The organism is Sphingosinicella microcystinivorans, from assembly GCF_003634215.1.
Lineage (GTDB): Bacteria > Pseudomonadota > Alphaproteobacteria > Sphingomonadales > Sphingomonadaceae > Sphingosinicella > Sphingosinicella microcystinivorans.
Genome location: NZ_RBWX01000013.1, coordinates 1 through 16,215 on the forward strand (window position 1 = coordinate 1; position 16,215 = coordinate 16,215).

At 62.9% G+C, this 16,215-nt stretch carries 15 protein-coding genes; 8 read left to right on the top strand and 7 right to left on the bottom strand.

What is annotated here, in order from left to right; translation table 11 throughout:
* Nucleotides 1-279 precede the first annotated feature (279 nt).
* The 5 genes from DFR51_RS17900 to DFR51_RS17920 all read left to right on the top strand — a co-directional run bounded on the left by DFR51_RS17900 (nucleotide 280) and on the right by DFR51_RS17920 (nucleotide 4,874).
* The gene (locus tag DFR51_RS17900; RefSeq protein WP_147423404.1) at nucleotides 280-768 is read left to right on the top strand and encodes a hypothetical protein; all 489 of its coding nucleotides are present in this window, start codon (nucleotides 280-282) and stop codon (nucleotides 766-768) included.
* Between the two features lie 45 nt (nucleotides 769-813).
* Nucleotides 814-1,392, top strand: coding sequence for a helix-turn-helix domain-containing protein (locus DFR51_RS19455; RefSeq protein WP_121053624.1), 579 nt, complete (start codon nucleotides 814-816; stop codon nucleotides 1,390-1,392).
* A gap of 186 nt (nucleotides 1,393-1,578) precedes the next feature.
* Nucleotides 1,579-2,463: a TonB-dependent receptor plug domain-containing protein gene (locus DFR51_RS17910; protein ID WP_170151810.1), complete on the top strand. Its 885-nt coding sequence runs from the start codon at nucleotides 1,579-1,581 to the stop codon at nucleotides 2,461-2,463.
* 26 nt (nucleotides 2,464-2,489) lie between these two features.
* Nucleotides 2,490-3,764 (top strand): TonB-dependent receptor, encoded by a 1,275-nt coding sequence (locus DFR51_RS17915; protein ID WP_170151811.1) that lies wholly within the window; start codon nucleotides 2,490-2,492, stop codon nucleotides 3,762-3,764.
* A 12-nt stretch (nucleotides 3,765-3,776) separates the two neighbouring features.
* A complete protein-coding gene (locus DFR51_RS17920) occupies nucleotides 3,777-4,874 on the top strand; it encodes an aminotransferase class I/II-fold pyridoxal phosphate-dependent enzyme (protein ID WP_121053630.1) in 1,098 nt (365 codons plus the stop codon).
* 18 nt (nucleotides 4,875-4,892) lie between these two features.
* On the opposite strand, the gene DFR51_RS17925 is transcribed toward DFR51_RS17920, so the two are convergent.
* From DFR51_RS17925 to DFR51_RS17935, 3 genes are all read right to left on the bottom strand, one after another.
* Nucleotides 4,893-6,452 carry an amidohydrolase family protein gene (locus DFR51_RS17925; protein ID WP_121053632.1) on the bottom strand — a complete coding sequence of 520 codons (1,560 nt, stop codon included), beginning with the start codon at nucleotides 6,450-6,452 and terminating at the stop codon, nucleotides 4,893-4,895.
* Between the two features lie 33 nt (nucleotides 6,453-6,485).
* Complete coding sequence (locus tag DFR51_RS17930) at nucleotides 6,486-7,781, bottom strand: amidohydrolase family protein (protein ID WP_170151812.1); 1,296 nt, start codon at nucleotides 7,779-7,781, stop codon at nucleotides 6,486-6,488.
* Between the two features lie 61 nt (nucleotides 7,782-7,842).
* Nucleotides 7,843-9,177 carry an acyl-CoA thioesterase/bile acid-CoA:amino acid N-acyltransferase family protein gene (locus tag DFR51_RS17935; protein ID WP_121053635.1) on the bottom strand — a complete coding sequence of 445 codons (1,335 nt, stop codon included), beginning with the start codon at nucleotides 9,175-9,177 and terminating at the stop codon, nucleotides 7,843-7,845.
* 329 nt (nucleotides 9,178-9,506) lie between these two features.
* Between DFR51_RS17935 and DFR51_RS17940 the strand changes: the two genes are divergently transcribed.
* Nucleotides 9,507-10,412: a VOC family protein gene (locus tag DFR51_RS17940; protein WP_121053637.1), complete on the top strand. Its 906-nt coding sequence runs from the start codon at nucleotides 9,507-9,509 to the stop codon at nucleotides 10,410-10,412.
* Nucleotides 10,413-10,425: 13 nt separating this feature from the next.
* On the opposite strand, the gene DFR51_RS17945 is transcribed toward DFR51_RS17940, so the two are convergent.
* Together DFR51_RS17945 and DFR51_RS19535 are read right to left on the bottom strand one after the other, a co-directional pair.
* Complete coding sequence (locus tag DFR51_RS17945) at nucleotides 10,426-11,712, bottom strand: cystathionine gamma-synthase family protein (RefSeq protein WP_121053639.1); 1,287 nt, start codon at nucleotides 11,710-11,712, stop codon at nucleotides 10,426-10,428.
* A complete protein-coding gene (locus DFR51_RS19535) occupies nucleotides 11,712-12,086 on the bottom strand; it encodes a PaaI family thioesterase (protein WP_121053641.1) in 375 nt (124 codons plus the stop codon). The genes DFR51_RS17945 and DFR51_RS19535 overlap by 1 nt, the downstream gene beginning before the upstream one ends.
* Between DFR51_RS19535 and DFR51_RS17955 the strand changes: the two genes are divergently transcribed.
* Both DFR51_RS17955 and DFR51_RS17960 read left to right on the top strand, forming a co-directional pair.
* Nucleotides 12,085-13,149 carry a Glu/Leu/Phe/Val family dehydrogenase gene (locus DFR51_RS17955; protein WP_121053643.1) on the top strand — a complete coding sequence of 355 codons (1,065 nt, stop codon included), beginning with the start codon at nucleotides 12,085-12,087 and terminating at the stop codon, nucleotides 13,147-13,149. The two genes, DFR51_RS19535 and DFR51_RS17955, sit on opposite strands and share 2 nt — an antisense overlap.
* Nucleotides 13,146-13,400, top strand: coding sequence for a hypothetical protein (locus DFR51_RS17960; protein ID WP_121053645.1), 255 nt, complete (start codon nucleotides 13,146-13,148; stop codon nucleotides 13,398-13,400). Before DFR51_RS17955 ends, DFR51_RS17960 begins: the two co-directional genes overlap by 4 nt.
* A 26-nt stretch (nucleotides 13,401-13,426) precedes the next feature.
* Here the strand turns inward: DFR51_RS17960 and DFR51_RS17965 are convergent, their stop codons facing one another.
* Entirely contained in the window at nucleotides 13,427-14,713 is a 1,287-nt protein-coding gene (locus DFR51_RS17965) for an MFS transporter (protein ID WP_170151813.1), read from the bottom strand.
* Nucleotides 14,714-15,142: 429 nt separating this feature from the next.
* Entirely contained in the window at nucleotides 15,143-16,132 is a 990-nt protein-coding gene (locus DFR51_RS17970) for an isopenicillin N synthase family dioxygenase (protein WP_121053649.1), read from the bottom strand.
* Nucleotides 16,133-16,215: the final 83 nt, after the last annotated feature.

Here is a 16,215-nt window from a genome sequence, read left to right on the forward strand (position 1 = left end):
GAGCCGGATGCGGTGAAAGCCGCACGTCCGGTTCGGCGAGAGGGATGGTAAAACCAGCCTCTGCGAGGGGGTATGGCGTGCCATCCCTACTCTCCTTGTATAGCCCCGGTTCGCCGCAGTGGACGAAGACACGGTTTTTGGCCTTCGGTGCCGGTCTTGCATCATCTTGCGCTTTGCCCGACACTTGGCGCGCCCGATGCGGATTTCTATTGGGACCCGATTTCGAAAGGACGCAACAATTCGCAGCGTACGATTCCGATTGAAACAGTTTGCCTTCCGATGGGCGATGTTTTCGATGCGCTGCAAACAAGCGGTGCGCTGATGCCACGATCGCAACCTCAGATCGAAACCGATGGCTCGGGCGCGGAATGGCTGCTTTTGCCCTACGAGGCGCTGGACGGGTCGATGGCTGCGATGTCGTCCCAGTTCGATCTGGTCGATAAACTTGCGCTGTCCGGACGCCCATTACTCGGCGTGAGAATCCACATCCCCGGCGATGTAGGTGAAGGTTCATGGCAGATTACGCGCACTTCGCCGTTCATGTGCATCATGACGGCAAGTGGCCGCTACAAGGACACACGGGTCATGCGCGTTGCAGAGGACCGGCTGGCCAAGGCACGCATTCTTCTGAGTGGCCGATTGCACCAGCTCTCCGCGCAGATCACACTGGAGGGAACCGGAGCGTTCCTGGAATCTTACCCGGAAAACGTCAGCAGCGATTATGAGCTGGCAGGCGGCATACCATTCCGACTAGTGGTGCTGAATTGAGATCCGCGTTTCTTTACTGAACAGCTCGCCATCCCGCCTGAACGCGTGCCGCCGCCGGTCGATCACGTTTTTCGGGAAGCGGCATCGCGAACTAGGGGCAGCGTTACGACGCTCGGCCCGGATATCCTGCGCGGTGCGAACGATATTCTCAACGCCGGAAACAGATTCTCACGTGAGTTATACAGCGCCTATCTGGATAGCAAAGGGCGCGAGATCGCTTGCACCATCCTTGCCGATCTTGCGCTCCAGAAAAACAGCCCGATGCTGACGATGAAATCATCGGTACGCGATCTGCGGCGCATCGACGAAGCGCGCGACATCTTGATCGAGAACTATCGCAGTCCGCCTGCAATCCCTGCGCTCGCACGCCGTGTCGGGGTCAACCAGACCAAGCTGAAGGCGCTTTTCAAGACCGTTTATGGGATGACGGTCCACGAATTCACCAAGCGGCTGCGAATGGAAAGAGCGAGCGAATTGCTGGCCAAGGGCGACCTCACCATTGCCGAGATCGCCTATGCAGTGGGTTACGAGTTTCCAGCCAGCTTTACTCATGCTTTCCGCAAGTTCTATGGCCATTCTCCCAGGCAAGGACGCCGCGCCGCCGCTGCCAAGGGCGAGGATTGAGGGCATAAGGGCGAGCCGGTGTCGCCACAGGACGCCTGAATTGTGGAAAGCGACCGATCTGAGCCCGCCTGCTTTGTATTGTGACGCCTGCGTGAAATGCTTCGTGATCAGGGGAAAGTCGCTGGTTTGGCCATGGGAATGTGGCCATCGCCGGTGTCAGTCCGATCACGGCCAAAGGGGTTCACCATGCGAAACTACGCCCGCACGACGTCCACCGCGATCATCGCGATTGTTGCCAGCATCGGCGCACCGGCCTTGGCCGGAACCGAGGCGATCGCGGCAGAGGCCAGCGCCGCGATGCAACGTGATGAACAGCCTGATGGTCCGAACCAATCCGAAACGCCGCGCGGCAATGAAATCATCGTGACGGCGACCAAGCGGGCAGAAACCATTCTTGAAGTCCCCATTGCCGTGACCGTGATCGGGGCGGACGAACTCGCCCGTACCAACGCTGCCGGCTTCGGCGACTATTTGCCCGGCATTCCCGGTGTACAATTCAACCCCGCGGGCAACGTCTTCGGCAATTCGATCTCGATCCGGGGGGTGACCGATGGCACCAGCAGCTTCCTGACCCAGCAGCCGGTCGCGCTGATGCTCGACGACACGCTGCTCACGCTGTCACAGGGCGCGATCAACCTCGATTATTCTGTGTTCGGCGTCGAACAGATCAACGTGATCAAGGGGCCGAACAGCACGCTTTACGGCGCATCTTCGCTGGGCGGGACGATCAAGATTCAGACCCGCCGTCCCTCGCTCACCGAAACACGGGTGAGTGGCCGCTTCTCCGCCGCCGCGATCGAGAACGGAGGCATCAACTATCTCGCCAGCGCCTCGATTTCGACACCGCTGGTGGAGGATGTACTGGGTATGGAAGCAACCGGCTATTACAAGCGCGCCGGCGGCTATATCGATGATCCCTCGACCGGCGAGACAAACATCAACAGCGGCGATACCTATGGCGGGCGCCTCGCGTTCCGTTTCCGCCCGACCGACGCACTCACCATCGACCTTACGGGTTACTATCAGAAGCTGACTGCGGATGGGTTCGACACCTTTGCCCGACGACCGTAGGTGATCTGAAGACCCGCCCACTCGTCGTGGGCGGCGCGCAAAGTGACGAATTCCTGCTTGGCGCGCTGGTCATCGATTATGATTTCGGCGGCGCTAATCTGGTGAGTTCCACGTCCTATTTTGATCGCGAGACGTTCACCTCGCAGGACATCACCACCAGCTTCTTCAACCTTTCGGGGCCGCCGAACCCACTGACGTCCAACACCTTGGCCCCAGCCAAGGTCTTCGCTCAGGAGTTGCGCCTTGTCTCGAGCGGTAACGGGCCGTTCAAATGGCTGATAGGCGGATACTACTCCAAAGAAGACTATGCCGAGACCTTCGCGCTCGACGATGCCAATTTTGGCCCGCTGTTCAACGGCACATTGTCATACGAATACGAGACTTATGCCGTTTTTGGCGAGGTCGGCTATGATCTCACTGCCGATCTGAACCTGACTGTGGGCGGGCGCTACACCGACTACACCACCAATATCGATTTCAACACTTTCGGTTTCTTCACTAATCCTGCGACTAGCATCCTTGTCGTCGAAGCGCAGGAGGACGACTTCAGCCCGCGCGTCGCGCTCAATTACGAATACGGTGATGGCTCGGTTTATGTGCAGGCCAGTCGCGGTTTTCGGCTTGGCCAGGTCAATGTCCCGATCGTGACCACCCCGGCTGACATCGTGCCAGTGTTCTTCGGCTCGGACAACCTGTGGAACTACGAGATCGGCGCCAAGACGAGCTGGGCCGATGGCCGCTTCATCCTGAACGCCGCCGCCTATTATATCGACTGGTCGGACATCCAGCTGACACGAACCGCGAGCACGGGTTTCACTTTCATCGACAATGCCGGCGACGCCCGGATCATGGGTCTGGAACTCGAATCCACCGCCTACCTTACGCCGGACACGATCTTCCGCGCGAATTTCGGCTATATCAACGGCGAGCTCACCCGGAGCAATGCGGCGGTCGCTCCGGTCGGCACAAGGCTTCCCGGTTCGCCCGAATTCACCGTGAGCACCAGCCTCCAGCAAAACTTCACCATCGGCGACAATGACGGCTTCGTCAGCGTCGACTACCTTTACTATGGCCCATATGACGATCAGCTGGTGCCGTTTGGTGGCCAGCCGCTTGAGAACGGCGATTACAGCAAGCTCGACCTGCGCGCGGGGATCACGCTGGGCGCGGTGGATCTGGGCATATTCGCGACCAACCTGCTCGATGAACGCCCGATTCTGACCCGGGCGTTTTTTGCCGGGGAGGAAGTGACAACGATCCAGCCGCGCACCTTCGGCGTATCGGTCGCATTCTCTTACTGACCGGCGCGGTAAATGACCGCGCCGCATCGACTGGAGTCCCCCAGTGCCGCCCGGATGGTTATCGACGGGCGGCCGATCCTGAACTTCGGCGGGTCGTGCTATCTCGGCCTGTCGGCGCAGCCAGAACTGGTGACGGCGGGCGTCCGGGCGATCGAACAGATGGGTTCGACCGGGCAATTGCCGCGCCACTACAATTTCGTGCTCGCGGCGAACCTCGCAGCAGAGGACGCCGCCCGCGAATTCTTCGGCACTGAGGGCGCGATCTATTACGCCACCGGCTACCTGTTCGGTCCGATGGCGATGACCGCGCTGGCCGATGATTATGACGTCGCGGTGATCGACGAGAGCGGGCATTACAACCTCGTGGAGGGCGCGCGCATGGCGCAGCGCCCGATCGCCACCTTCGCCCACCGTGACGCTCAGGACCTCGCGCGGGTGCTGGACAGGCTCACGGCAGAAGGCAAGCGCCCGCTGGTCGCGACCGACGGGATGTTCGCCACCTTCGGCACCTCCCCGCCGCTTGCAGAATACCAGCGCCTGATCGATCCCCACGGCGGCTGGCTGCTGGTGGACGAGTCCCATTCATTCGGCGCACTCGGACCGACGGGGCAAGGCGCTTGCGAAGTGGCGGGCTTGTCGGGAGACAGGGTGCTCAGAGGCGGCTCGATGGCCAAGGCATTCTGCGCCTATGGCGGGATGACGGTGGGATCGGCCGCCGCGATCGCCCGCTTGTGGCAAACGCCGATCGCGCGCGGTGCGGTCTCGGGCATGTCGGCAGGGGCCGCGATGACGGCGGCCAGCCTCGCCTATGTCCGCGCCAATCCAGAAGTCCTGGAGCGGCTGCGTGCGAACAGTAATTGCTTGAGGGGCATGCTGCGATCATGCGGCCTCGCGGTCGAGGAGAACTCTTCGCCCGTCGCGGCCTTTGTTCACGGCGATGCCGCCGGGATGCGCGCGATCCAGCAGGCACTCTGGGCACAAGGGATCTTCGTGATCTATTCGACCTATGTCGGCGCCGGCGCGGAAGGTGCCCTGCGGATCGCGGCCTTCGCCGACCACGAGGCGGAGGATTTCGAGCGCCTGAAAGCGGCGCTCGAACCGCTGGTGTGATGTCCGGCTTGTGCTCTCTCAGTCGGGAACGGGCATGGCGTCATAGGTCGCCTTGAGCCGCGCCAGGCCTTTCTCGCGCGATTGCCGGTCGAGGATCGCATCGCCCAGAATGACGGTGTCGATGCTGCGGGTCGCGCCGATATCGTCGAGCGGATTTGTGTCGAGCAGCAGGAGATCGGCGCGCTTAGCCGCCTCGATAGTCCCCGCCACATCCGCTTCGCCCTGATAGCGCGCAGAATCGATCGTTGCGGCCCGCAACGTATCGAGCCGGGTCATCCCGACCTGTTCGACAAACATCCGCAGTTCATGATGGATCGAGTGCTCCCCGGTGATGCTGGACGGAACACAATCCGTCCCCGGCAGGATCGGCACTCCGACCGCCACTAGTTCCTGACAAGTCGCAACCGACAGGGCCAATGCGTCCCTGCCGCTCGGCTGGAGGAAGGGATCGCTGCGGAACCACTGGATGAAGGGCGAATCCTCGCGCATCACCTTGCGGATCAGGGGATCGTACATCTCGTCGAAGGACACCCCTTCGGTGTTCCAGCCGGTGTCGTATTCAAGCATCCGGGCCGCCACCAGAGTGGTCTGCACGCTCACGCCGTGCTCGGCGCTCGCACGGACGCGGCGGCCCCGGACCTGCGCGCTGCTGCGGTCAGGATCGCTTTCGTTCCAGAAATATTCGAACACATGGGCAACCCCGGTCTGGCCCATGGCAAAGGCATCGTCCGGGCCCACGGCCCGCGGGATATGCCCCATGATCTCCATCCCAAGCGCAAGGCCTTCCTCCACCAGCCCGGTGTAGGCTTCGCGGTTGAGGATCGTGTAGGGCTTGATGAAATCGTACCCGCTCTCGAAGATGTGGCGCGCGGCCATGCGGCCCCCTTCGCGGTCATTGATGATCAGGCTGAAGATCGGCGACTGCATCGGCGGCGATCCGTCGACCAGCATGCCCACGCGCATCGAAGGCCCGCGATAGCGGCCCGCCCGGATCGCCTGCCTCATCGCCAGTTCCTCGACCGTGCCGGCCATGACCTGAATGCGGGTGATGCCTGAGGCAAGATACTGGAACATCGCCAGATCATAGGGGAGCGTGAATTCATCCGGGTCACCACCGGGCGCCACGGCTCCGGCCAGATGCAGCATGATCGGTGCGACAGGCGGGTGCTGGTGGATGTCGGTCAGGCCGGGCATGAGATACTGGCCCGCCGCATCGATTGTGACGGCGCCTTCGGGCAAGGCCTGCCCTTTGGGCTGCACCGAGCGGATCACGCCGTCGACGATGATTACGTCATGATCGGGAAGGATTTCGGTGCCGGTCATCGGCAGGACGCTCGCGCCCGAGATAACCAGCGCCCGGCCGGCTTCCACCGTGCGGAACAGGTCACGCGTGCGGCTGTCATCGCCATCGGCATAGCGGCTCGGCTCGGTCGCGGTTTCGTTCGAATAGCTCGGCGGCGGAACGTTGGGGTCGGGCGCGGCCTGCTGGCCCGCCATCATCATGCCCAGGCGCAAGAAGGCGTGGGTCGGGCAAGGACAGGCGAGCGCCGGTGCCGGATGGTCGTGGTTGCAGCTCATGTCGTGTCTCCCCGCGATTTCATGAATGGTCGATCAGCTGGACAGCAGCCTTCGTTCGATTTCGCCCGAGGCGATCCATTGGCCGTTCGCGATGACGCCGGCCTGCCTGTGCAGCGCCGCGATGTCATCGAACGGGTTCCCATCGAGCAGCAGCATGTCTGCCCTGCACCCAGCCTTGATCTGGCCGGCGCCCGGCTCGCCGAGGAAGGTGGCCGCGTTGATCGTAGCCGTCCGCAAGGCGCGCCACGGGGACAGCCCCGCTTCCACCATCAACTCCAGCTCCCGGATCAGCGATCGACCGGGAACGAGGCGGCAGCCGGGGCAATCGGTGCCTGCCAGAAGGCCTGCGCCGACGCGGTCCAGCGCGGCAACCATCGCGCCGCGGGCCGCCCGACCCTCCGCCAGAACGGCACGCTGGACGGACGAGAACAGGCTTTCCAGCACACTCGCCTCCAACTCGGCCGCAAGCCAGTGCGGAAGTGCCGCAGGCAAGGGTTCGATCGGTTGTGCCACCTCCTCATCGGTCCGGATGCCGCGCTCGACCGCCATGGTCGGCGCGTTCCAGACACCGGCTGCGGCGGTCCTTTCGGCCAGTTCCTCGATGCGCCGGGGCGTCGTATGCAGCCAGCCGACGAAGCGGGCGCCATCGATCTCGCTCGGCGGCCGGGTGTCGGCGGCGAAGTCATACGAGCGCAGGTGTTCGATCGAAGCCTGCCGTGCTGCGAGCGCCCCTTCGAGCCCCTTTTGATAGGCGACATGGCCAACCACGGGAATGCCGACCTCGCGCGCGGCGGCGATGATCTCGTCATAGATGGCGGCGTCAATATCGTTGTAGACCTTGATGAAATCGAAGCCCGCACGCTTTTGTTCGGTCACCGCCCGGCGCGCGTCCTCGGGTGTTGTCACCAGCACCCCGAACTCCGCCATTTCGGGAAAGGTGAAGCGCGTCTCGAGAATCGGCCCGCAGGTCAGGATGCGTGGGCCTATCGTCCTGCCCTCAGCCACTTCCCGCCGCAGCGTCAGATGCAGGGGCGTGCCGGCCATGTTGCGGATCGTCGTCACGCCGCTCGCAAGAAACACCAGCACATATTCGCGCGCGCGCCGCATCGCTTCGGCTTCGTCGAAGTCGTGACCTGCCGCGTGCGGAGCGATGTGGACATGCATGTCGCACAGGCCCGGGATCACCGTGCGACCCGCTCCCTGAACGATCTGGGCACCCGGAGGCACGGACACCTCGTCAGCCGGGCCGACCGCGACAATCCGGTCGCCGCGAACAATCACGGTGCGGTTAGGCAAGGTCTCTCCGGTCTCGACATCGGCGATTCCCACGCCGACGAAGGCGACAGGCGCGATGTGCCGGTTCATGATGATCGGGCCCTCAGCATCGCCATCACCCCCCGAAAACGCGCTCGTAATGAGCCTGCATCGCGTTCCACATAATGAGTGCGCTGCGCCCGGCGCCTTCCGCTGTGCCGCCACAGGCGAGAAATACCTCAGCCAGCGTGTGGTAAAGCGCAGGCGCAAAGGTTGTGACCACGTTGGGCAGCGGCGTGATGTGCCCCGTTTCGCGCAGGGCGAGATGTTCGTAGTGATGCGCGTAGCCCTTGGCGCGGAGGCGGTTGACAATCAGATCCGACCCCCACGCACACGGCCACATCGCGTCATCCAGCCCTGAAATCATCAGCAACGGCCCGGCGGCGTTCTCGATCGGGATCGCGCAATCCCGGCGGACATAGTCCTGCTCCATGTCAATCTTATAGCCGGGGGCGGCCGGAAAGCCGTTTGGCAATTCCTCACCAATACGCTTCATCTCCTCCATCGACATGGTATCGAGCGTCTTGCCGTAGGGGATCTCGGCCCCCTTGTAGGTCCAACTCGGCCCGGTCTCGCCGGTCTTGTGGTTCCACCCGGCAGAAGCAGCATACATCGGCACGATCGGGATCGCACCGGATACATAGTGCGGCAAATAGGCGGCAAGGACGACGCTGAGTTCACCCCCGCGCGAGGCGCCCTGCACAGCCATCCTGGTGGCGCCGAATTCGCGCTTCATCCATTCGAAGCCTTCCTCGAAATATTCGAGCGGGATGGCGTAGAGAAATTCACTGAGGTCCTCATAGGCGAAATAGGCGAGGCTGAAGACATCGTAACCGATCGAAGCGAGCGCCGGGGCGTAGCCCATCTCGACCCCGCCGCCCGATCCCGTCAGGCTCATGATCGCGCCGCGCGATTTCGACCGGTCCTTCTGGCGGAAGGCCTTGCCGCGCAGGCGCCCGTCGCGGACTTCGATGACCTCGATGCCCTCGGCAAGCTTGTTGAGGGTCAGGCTGGCTTCGGCTACCGCATCGCCTTCAAGGCAGGCGCGCAAGGTGAAGGTCTGCGGGGCCAGCGGGTCGAACAAAGGCTGGCCGAGCATGTGATTTTTGTTGTCGGCGTCGATCATGAAGCGCCGGTCGGTCCCGCTTTCGGGTTGCAGCGACCAGAACAGGCCGGCCGGATTGATTCCCGTGAAGGTCCCCTCCTCCGAAGGCGCAGTGGCCAGATCGATCATGCCGTTCGCATCGGCCACGAAGTCGCCGTATGCGACCCATTTCACGCCCGCATCATCGACTAGTTCCGATGACAGGCGCACCGTCGCCCCGGGCGCGAAGCCGCCCGCGATGACGGCGATTGCATCGGTGAATTGCGCCTCGGCAGGGGTCGCCTTGATGAAGGTTGTGTTGGTCATGGTTGCTGCTCTCCAAGGGTGCGCACTGCATGCCGCAGCCGCGCCGCGCTCGTGCTTGCACGTTCTATCGATCAAGCTGCCTGTGGTCGGGAGGTGCTGTCCAGAGAAGCTAGCCCGTCCCACAGCCAATCCTTCGGAATCCGATAGTCAGGCTTCTGCTTCCCAAGCCACGGCCAGTTCAGCGACGATTTTCTGCTGAATGCCCGCGCCAATTTGGTCGCATTGCGCTTGTCCGGCGTCGGATCGCGAATGGTTTTCTCAGGAAAGGATGAAAGATTGCAGAGGGAACGCGCCCGCTACCGAGGCGCGCGCAGGATCGAGGACCATACATGACCGTCGACAGCCAACAGGCAGCAGCCGATGCCGGAAGCGCCCTCACCCGGCGCTCGCTCGATCATTTCGTCAGCGTGGTCGGCGATATCGAAACCGGCGCGGCAATGTACCAACGGCTGGGCTTCCGGGTGATGCCGACGATGGAGCATGTCGAGATCGGCACTTCGAACGCCATAGTCCAGTTCCAGCACACGTATCTCGAATTGATCGGTGACATCGCGTTCAGCCGCACCGAACAGATCAGCACGATGATGGGCCCATGGCAGGCGATTGGCGAGTACGTCTATTGGCAAACCTCGTTCACCTCCGCCCGGCTGGAGGATGATCGCGAGCGTCTGATCAAAATGGGCATGGCACCGGAGCAGATCCTCAACGCGTACCGCAAGGTGCGCCAGATCGGCGGCGGCTGGGACCAGACCGCCAGCCGCTCGATGTACTGCTTCAACCACGCGCATCTGACGGGGTCGCTATTCATTTCGGATCACGCCCGGCCCGAAACCATCTGGATGCCGGGCTATACCTGCCATCCCAATACCGCGCAGCGGGTGATCGGCATGAGTTACGTTGCGCAAGATCCGCAGGCCGATATCGCCTATTATGCGGCGATGCTGGGGGGAGAGCCCGCGCTGTCCTCGCCCGAGCGCGTCGCCTTCCACACCCCGCGCGGCGAGTTCTTCGAGCTGCTGTCTCCCGCCGCCGCTGCTGAAAAACTGCCCGGCGCGCAACCGCTGCAAGACGGCTGCAACGTGCGCGGGGCTGCCTACACAATCACCGTGGAATCGCAGGAGCGCTGCCGCCTCGCGCTACGCGATGGCGGTGTGCCGAGCACGCGTGCGGGCGAAACGATCCATGTCGCTGCGCCCTTCGCCGGTGGCATGGCGATCACCTTCGTGCCCGCCTGACCCCGGCGCGGTCTCACACCTGATCGAGCGCCTGGAGGCAATCGGCGATCAGGTCCTCGGGTTCCTCGACCCCGATCGAAAGCCGCACGAGATTGTCGGCGATACCATAGGCCTTCTGCATTTCGGGCGCGACGTCGACATGGGTCATGCCAGCCGGATAGGAGGCAAGGCTCTCCGTCCCGCCAAGGCTGACGGCCAGCTTGATCAGCTTCAAGGAATCGAGGAATCGGAACGCCTCGGCCTCGCCGCCGCACAGGATCACCGAGAAGGTCGAGCCTGCACCGGTGCATTGACGGGCGTAGATCCGGCCCTGTTCGCTGTCCGGATCGACAAAGCCGAGGAAGCCCACCTGCTCGACTTTCGGATGGTGGCGCAGTGCTTCTGCCACCTTCCACGCGCTTGCTTCGGACTGGCGCATCCGCAGCGACAGGGTTTCGAGACTGCGCATCAGCAGCCATGCGGTGTGCGGATCGGTCATGGTGCCAAGGATTGTGCGGAAGCCCGAAATGGCGGCGAGATCGGCGTCGCTGCCGACACACGACCCGGCGATCAGATCGCTATGGCCACCGACATATTTGGTCAGCGAATAGATCGCGATATCCGCGCCGTGCGCCAGCGGCTTCTGCCACAAGGGGCCGAGCATGGTGTTGTCCACCACCAGCCGCGGCCGCCCGCCGGGTTGAGCCTCCATCCCGCGTGCCAGGTCGGCCAGCATGGCGAGGTCGATCAGCCGGTTGGTCGGATTGGCAGGCGTCTCGGCATAGATCGCTGCGAGCCTGCCGTTCGTGCCAAGCCCTGCGCGCGCCGCCTCGACCGAGGCCTGCATGCTCGCCGCCGACAAATCGCCCGACACCGGGTAGCAGCGGATGCCGAACTGCGGCAGCAGCTTTTCGAACAGGAAATCGGTGCCGCCATAGACCGGCGCAGTGTAGACGATGGCGTCGCCGGGCCGCGCCATGCTGAGGATGGTGGTGGAGATCGCCGCCATGCCGCTGGCGAACACCAGCGCGCGTTCCGCACTATCCCACAGCGCCAGCCGATCTTCGAGGATTTCCAGCGCAGGATTGTTGATCCGCGAATAGATCAGCCCGGGATCCTCGGCGACACCGCGTTCGCGTAGGCCATAGGCGAGTTGCATCACGCTCTTGCCCGACGCCGCGCTTTCAAAGACGAAGGTCGAGCTCTGGAACACGGGACATTTGATCGCGCCTTCGGAAAGCTTGGGATCAAATCCGTAGCTCATCATCAGCGATGAAGGCGACAGGGCATGATCGCCGATATGGGTGATGGTGCGGCGCATCAATTATTCTCCTGAGCAGGCGTGGCGAGATCGGCTCGCCCTATGGCGACAAGCTTGCCCCCTGCAATAACATCGACATCGACTACACTAACCGTTCGCCCGGCGCGGCGGACGATCGCAGTCGCCATCATTTCCTCGCCGCCTGCCGGCCTCAGGTAATCGACCCGCAAGTTGATGGTCGGCACTGCCCTGCCCTGCATGATGCAGCAGGCATAAGTCGCGGTGGAATCGATCAGTGACATGGTTTGACCTCGATGACGTCTATATCCGGTCAATCTTGCCGACAAATGCGCAATCCTGACCCAAGTTAGGCAAGCACTTCCTCGTGGTTCGTGAGAAACATCCTCGCACCATACACCGGATACCACCCTCATGAACTTTTCGACTTCACCAGCCACACCCCAATCCGTCCATCGCCTTCATGACGAGGCCAGCGGGCTCGACGGTGTAATCGTGTTGCATTCGACCCGGCTTGGCCCGGCAGCGGGTGGCTGCCGGTTATGGCGCTATGATGAGGTTAGCGCGGCCACCCGCGACGCGATGCGCTTGGCTGAAGGCATGGCATACAAGAATGCCTTGGCTGACCTGCCGCTGGGCGGGGGCAAGGCGGTTTTGCGCCTCCCCGAAGGACAGTTCGACCGCCAGCGGCTCTTCGCGGCCTTCGGGCGCGCGGTCGCGAAGCTCGGCGGTGATTACGTGACGGCGGAAGATGTCGGCACGACGGTGGCCGACATGCACACGGTGAGCGAGCATTGCCCCTTTGTGGCGGGGCTGGAGCCGAAAGTTGGCATGCCGGGCGGTGATCCCTCACCATGGACGGCGCTCGGCACACTTCTGTCGATGCGCGAGGCAGCGCGGCGCCACGGATGCTCGTCGCTCAAAGGGTTGACGGTCGCCGTCCAAGGCCTTGGCAATGTCGGCTCGCACCTGTGCGCGCTGCTGCACGAAGAGGGCGCGCGGCTCGTTGTAGCCGATATGCGCGCGAATTTCGCCGATCATGTTGCCGCACGGTTCGGCGCCGCAGTGGTCGCCCCTGATGAAATCATCTCGGCCCGGTGCGACATTTTTGCGCCTTGCGCCCTTGGGGGGGTAATCGACGCGAAATCCGTAAAGCTTCTGCGCGCCCGGATCGTGTGCGGCGCTGCAAACAATATTCTGGCAACCGATGAGGACGGCGACCGGCTGGCTGATTGCGGCGTGCTCTATGCACCCGATTATGTCGTGAATGCTGGCGGCATCATCAATGTGGCTGCTGAATATCTCGGCTGGAGCGCACAGGAAGCGGAAAGCCGCGTACGCCAGACGGGCGCGAGGCTGGGAGAGGTGCTCGATCTCGCATGTGCGCTAGCCGTGCCTCCGCACCGGGCAGCGAATGCGCTTGCCCGCGAACGCATTGCCGGGCTCGCTACACTTCCACAGGCTGCAGGTGCCGCGTGACCGATACGACATGGCTTGTGGTCAATGGCGAGGCAAGCTCGGGCCTGCTGTGCCGCATTCTGGGCCTGTTGGCGCAGCTTGATCTCCCGGCTCCTCAGATGACCGTCACAATCCATCAGGAAACCATGGCAGTAGAAATGTGGATTGACCGCTTTGGGGATCATCCGGCGCAGATACTTGCAAACAAGGCGGCCCGGCTGATCGGCATCGAGCACGTCTGCCTGAACGGCCTGACAATCCCGGCAAGCTGATAAATGGTCCGAGGGTTCGGGGCGGATCAATCCGCGTTCTGCTGCGCGAGCCTCGAATAGCGTCCTGACAACAACGTCAGGATCACGACGCTCGCACCGAAGGACACGATCATCAGCACTGCAAGGATCGTCAGGAGCACATCGCCAGTTTCCCCGAAATAGGTCGACAGCCACCCGACCAGTGCGGGCTGGGCGATCCGCATCAGGCCAGCAAAAAGGGGGAACAGAGCGATTGTCCGGCTGCGGAACCGGTCGGGCGCGCAGGACTGCATGAGCCCGGGAGCGAGCATCATCGCAACGCTCATCCCGAATGCAATGGCCGAGGCCGCGATCAGAAACTGAGCGGCGGAAGTCACGACCAGAAACCCGAACGCCGGCACCAGCGCGATCATGCATCCGACAATCACCATGATCAGCGGGGCCGAATGGGTCCACCGGGCGGTAAACCGCGGGAGAACCGCAAATGTCAGTGCAATCGCTGCAATGCTGGCGAGGGTCAGATAAAGTCCCAGCGCGGAACTCGCCTCGCTCGCCGGCATGCCGAAGGCGCGTTCCAGCACCGCCGGCGCCCAGAACATGAAGACCGTGAAGGCGGTGAAGTACAATGAACTTCCCGCCATCAGCAGGAACAGAAACCCGCCGTTGCACCGGAGATAGGCAAGGAAGGTCTCAGCGTCGGCGACAGGCGCGCTCGTGCCGGGCGGAGGCGGCAATGGCGCGCGCCGGTCCGGCACCCATAGCAGCAGCGCAGCCGCAAGCGGGCCCGCCACCGCCACCGTCAGGCAGGTGAGCCTCCACGGCGCGAGTCCGAACAGCGGGTTGCGCGCGAAGAATTCCAGCATGCCTCCGCCCATGGCGTAGACCCCGAAGGAGCCCACCAGCAGCAGCGACACGAGCATGGCGTTCGCCGTATCGCGCTGCTTGCCATGATAGGTGGTGGCCAGAATGCCGTAGATCAGCGGCAAGAGGGCGGCATCCCCCAGGTTGAAGCCGACCGCACCGATCGCGAAGGTGAGGACCGATCCCGAAAACGCCATGACCCCCACGAAGACCGACCAGGTCAGGATCGACAGCGCCAGCACGCGCCGGCGCCCGAACCGGTCGGCCGCCCAGCCGATCGGAAAGGCGGCAACCGCAGCAACGATCGTGATGGCCAGCCCGTTGATCAGTCCGATCTCGGTATCGGTCATACCGAGATCGGCCTTGGTTGGCTGCAACAGGATGGAGGGAAGACTATACCCGATGGCGGCCAGGATCGCGATGGCGCCGAGGATCACGACGACGGTGAGGCGCGCTTGATCGCCGCCTCCCATCGTCTGTGCAGGTGAAGCTATCCGGTCGATCGCGCTACATCCTTGTCCGCTGCAAGACACACAGCGTCGCAGACGGACCCCCCAACGCAAAAGCGGCGATGCGACGCGATGATATTGCAATCGGTTGGCATTTCTAGCGACAGGCCAAGTGGGTCCGGGGGATAGCATTCCAAGCCTCCCGACAGTGCCCTTTGCCCGGAGGGAATGTCATTGCAAAACGCCATCGGCAGAGAGTGAAGCCACTTGCCTGTCGCGCCGCCGCGCTTTGCGCCGTAGCTGACCGCGCTGTTCTTTGGGGTCCTCGAACCTGTTCGGATCAGTCCTGTGGGACGGTGCTGCTTGGCGAACCGATTGGCATCATGATCGCCTTCGATCGGTCCAGAAGGCTTCGATCTCAAGCCAGCTCAAAATTGCAAGGCACACGGGCTGTCACACGTTCAGTTCCTGGCGATAGTCGAACGACTCGGCAATCCGCCCGAGAATGTGGCCGCCCGACGTCGTGGGCGCGTACTTGGGCACGAATGCGGGTTCGGTGAACAGATCGCGAGCGTCGATCGCGGCCTTGAAGTCCGGATCGAAGAACGTCGCGATCGACAAACGCTCGCCGTGATTGCGACTGATGACGCGATGCCAGGTCGAGCGGAACACGTCGTTGGTCCAGCGTTGAAGGAGATCGCCGACATTGATGACGAAGGTGCCCGGAATGGCCGGAACCCTGATCCAGTCGCCATCGAAAGTCTGGACTTCGAGGCCGCCGGTCGTGTCCTCCCCGGGGCGCAAGGGCTGCTGATACAGAAAGGTCAGGCAGCCGTAGTCCGTGTGCGGCGCAAGGCCGAATTCGTCCGCCGGGCCCCCGTCGCGCCGTTTGGGGTAGTAAAGCCCCTGTGTGCGCTGCAGCGGCTTCGTGTAGCGCGGCGCGAAGAAATCGCGGGGCAGATCGAACGCGAGCGCGACAGCCCCCAGCAACTGCCGGCCGCACGCGCCCACGGCGTCGAAGTACGCCGACATCGCCCGGCGAAAATCGGCAGGCTGGTCGGGCCACTGGTTGGGACCGCGCAAGGCTTCGCCTGCCAGAACGTCCGGATCGTCTTCGGCCAGCTCGAGCCCGATTTGGAAGAACTCCTTGTAATCGGCATGAGCCGCCCCCGGCATCACCGCGCCGCCGATGGCGTGGAACCCGCGATGGTTCCGATTCACCGCGTAACGCCGCTTGCAATCAAGCGGTTGGTGAAAGAATTCCGACATGACATCAAGCGCATCGTCGATGATGACCTGATCGATCCCATGACCCTTGACGTAGAAGAAGCCGACTTCGACGCAGGCACGATAGACCGCCTCGGCCACCGCCATGGCCTCTGCCGAGCGGCCGGGCACCTGAAGGCCAGACATGTCAATGATCGGTAGCGATTCTTTTGCCATTTCCGATATCCTCTCGATTGTACTGAAACGCCCAACGCTTAATTGATTATCATTCCGCCAACCACAGAACACGACGTTTGATC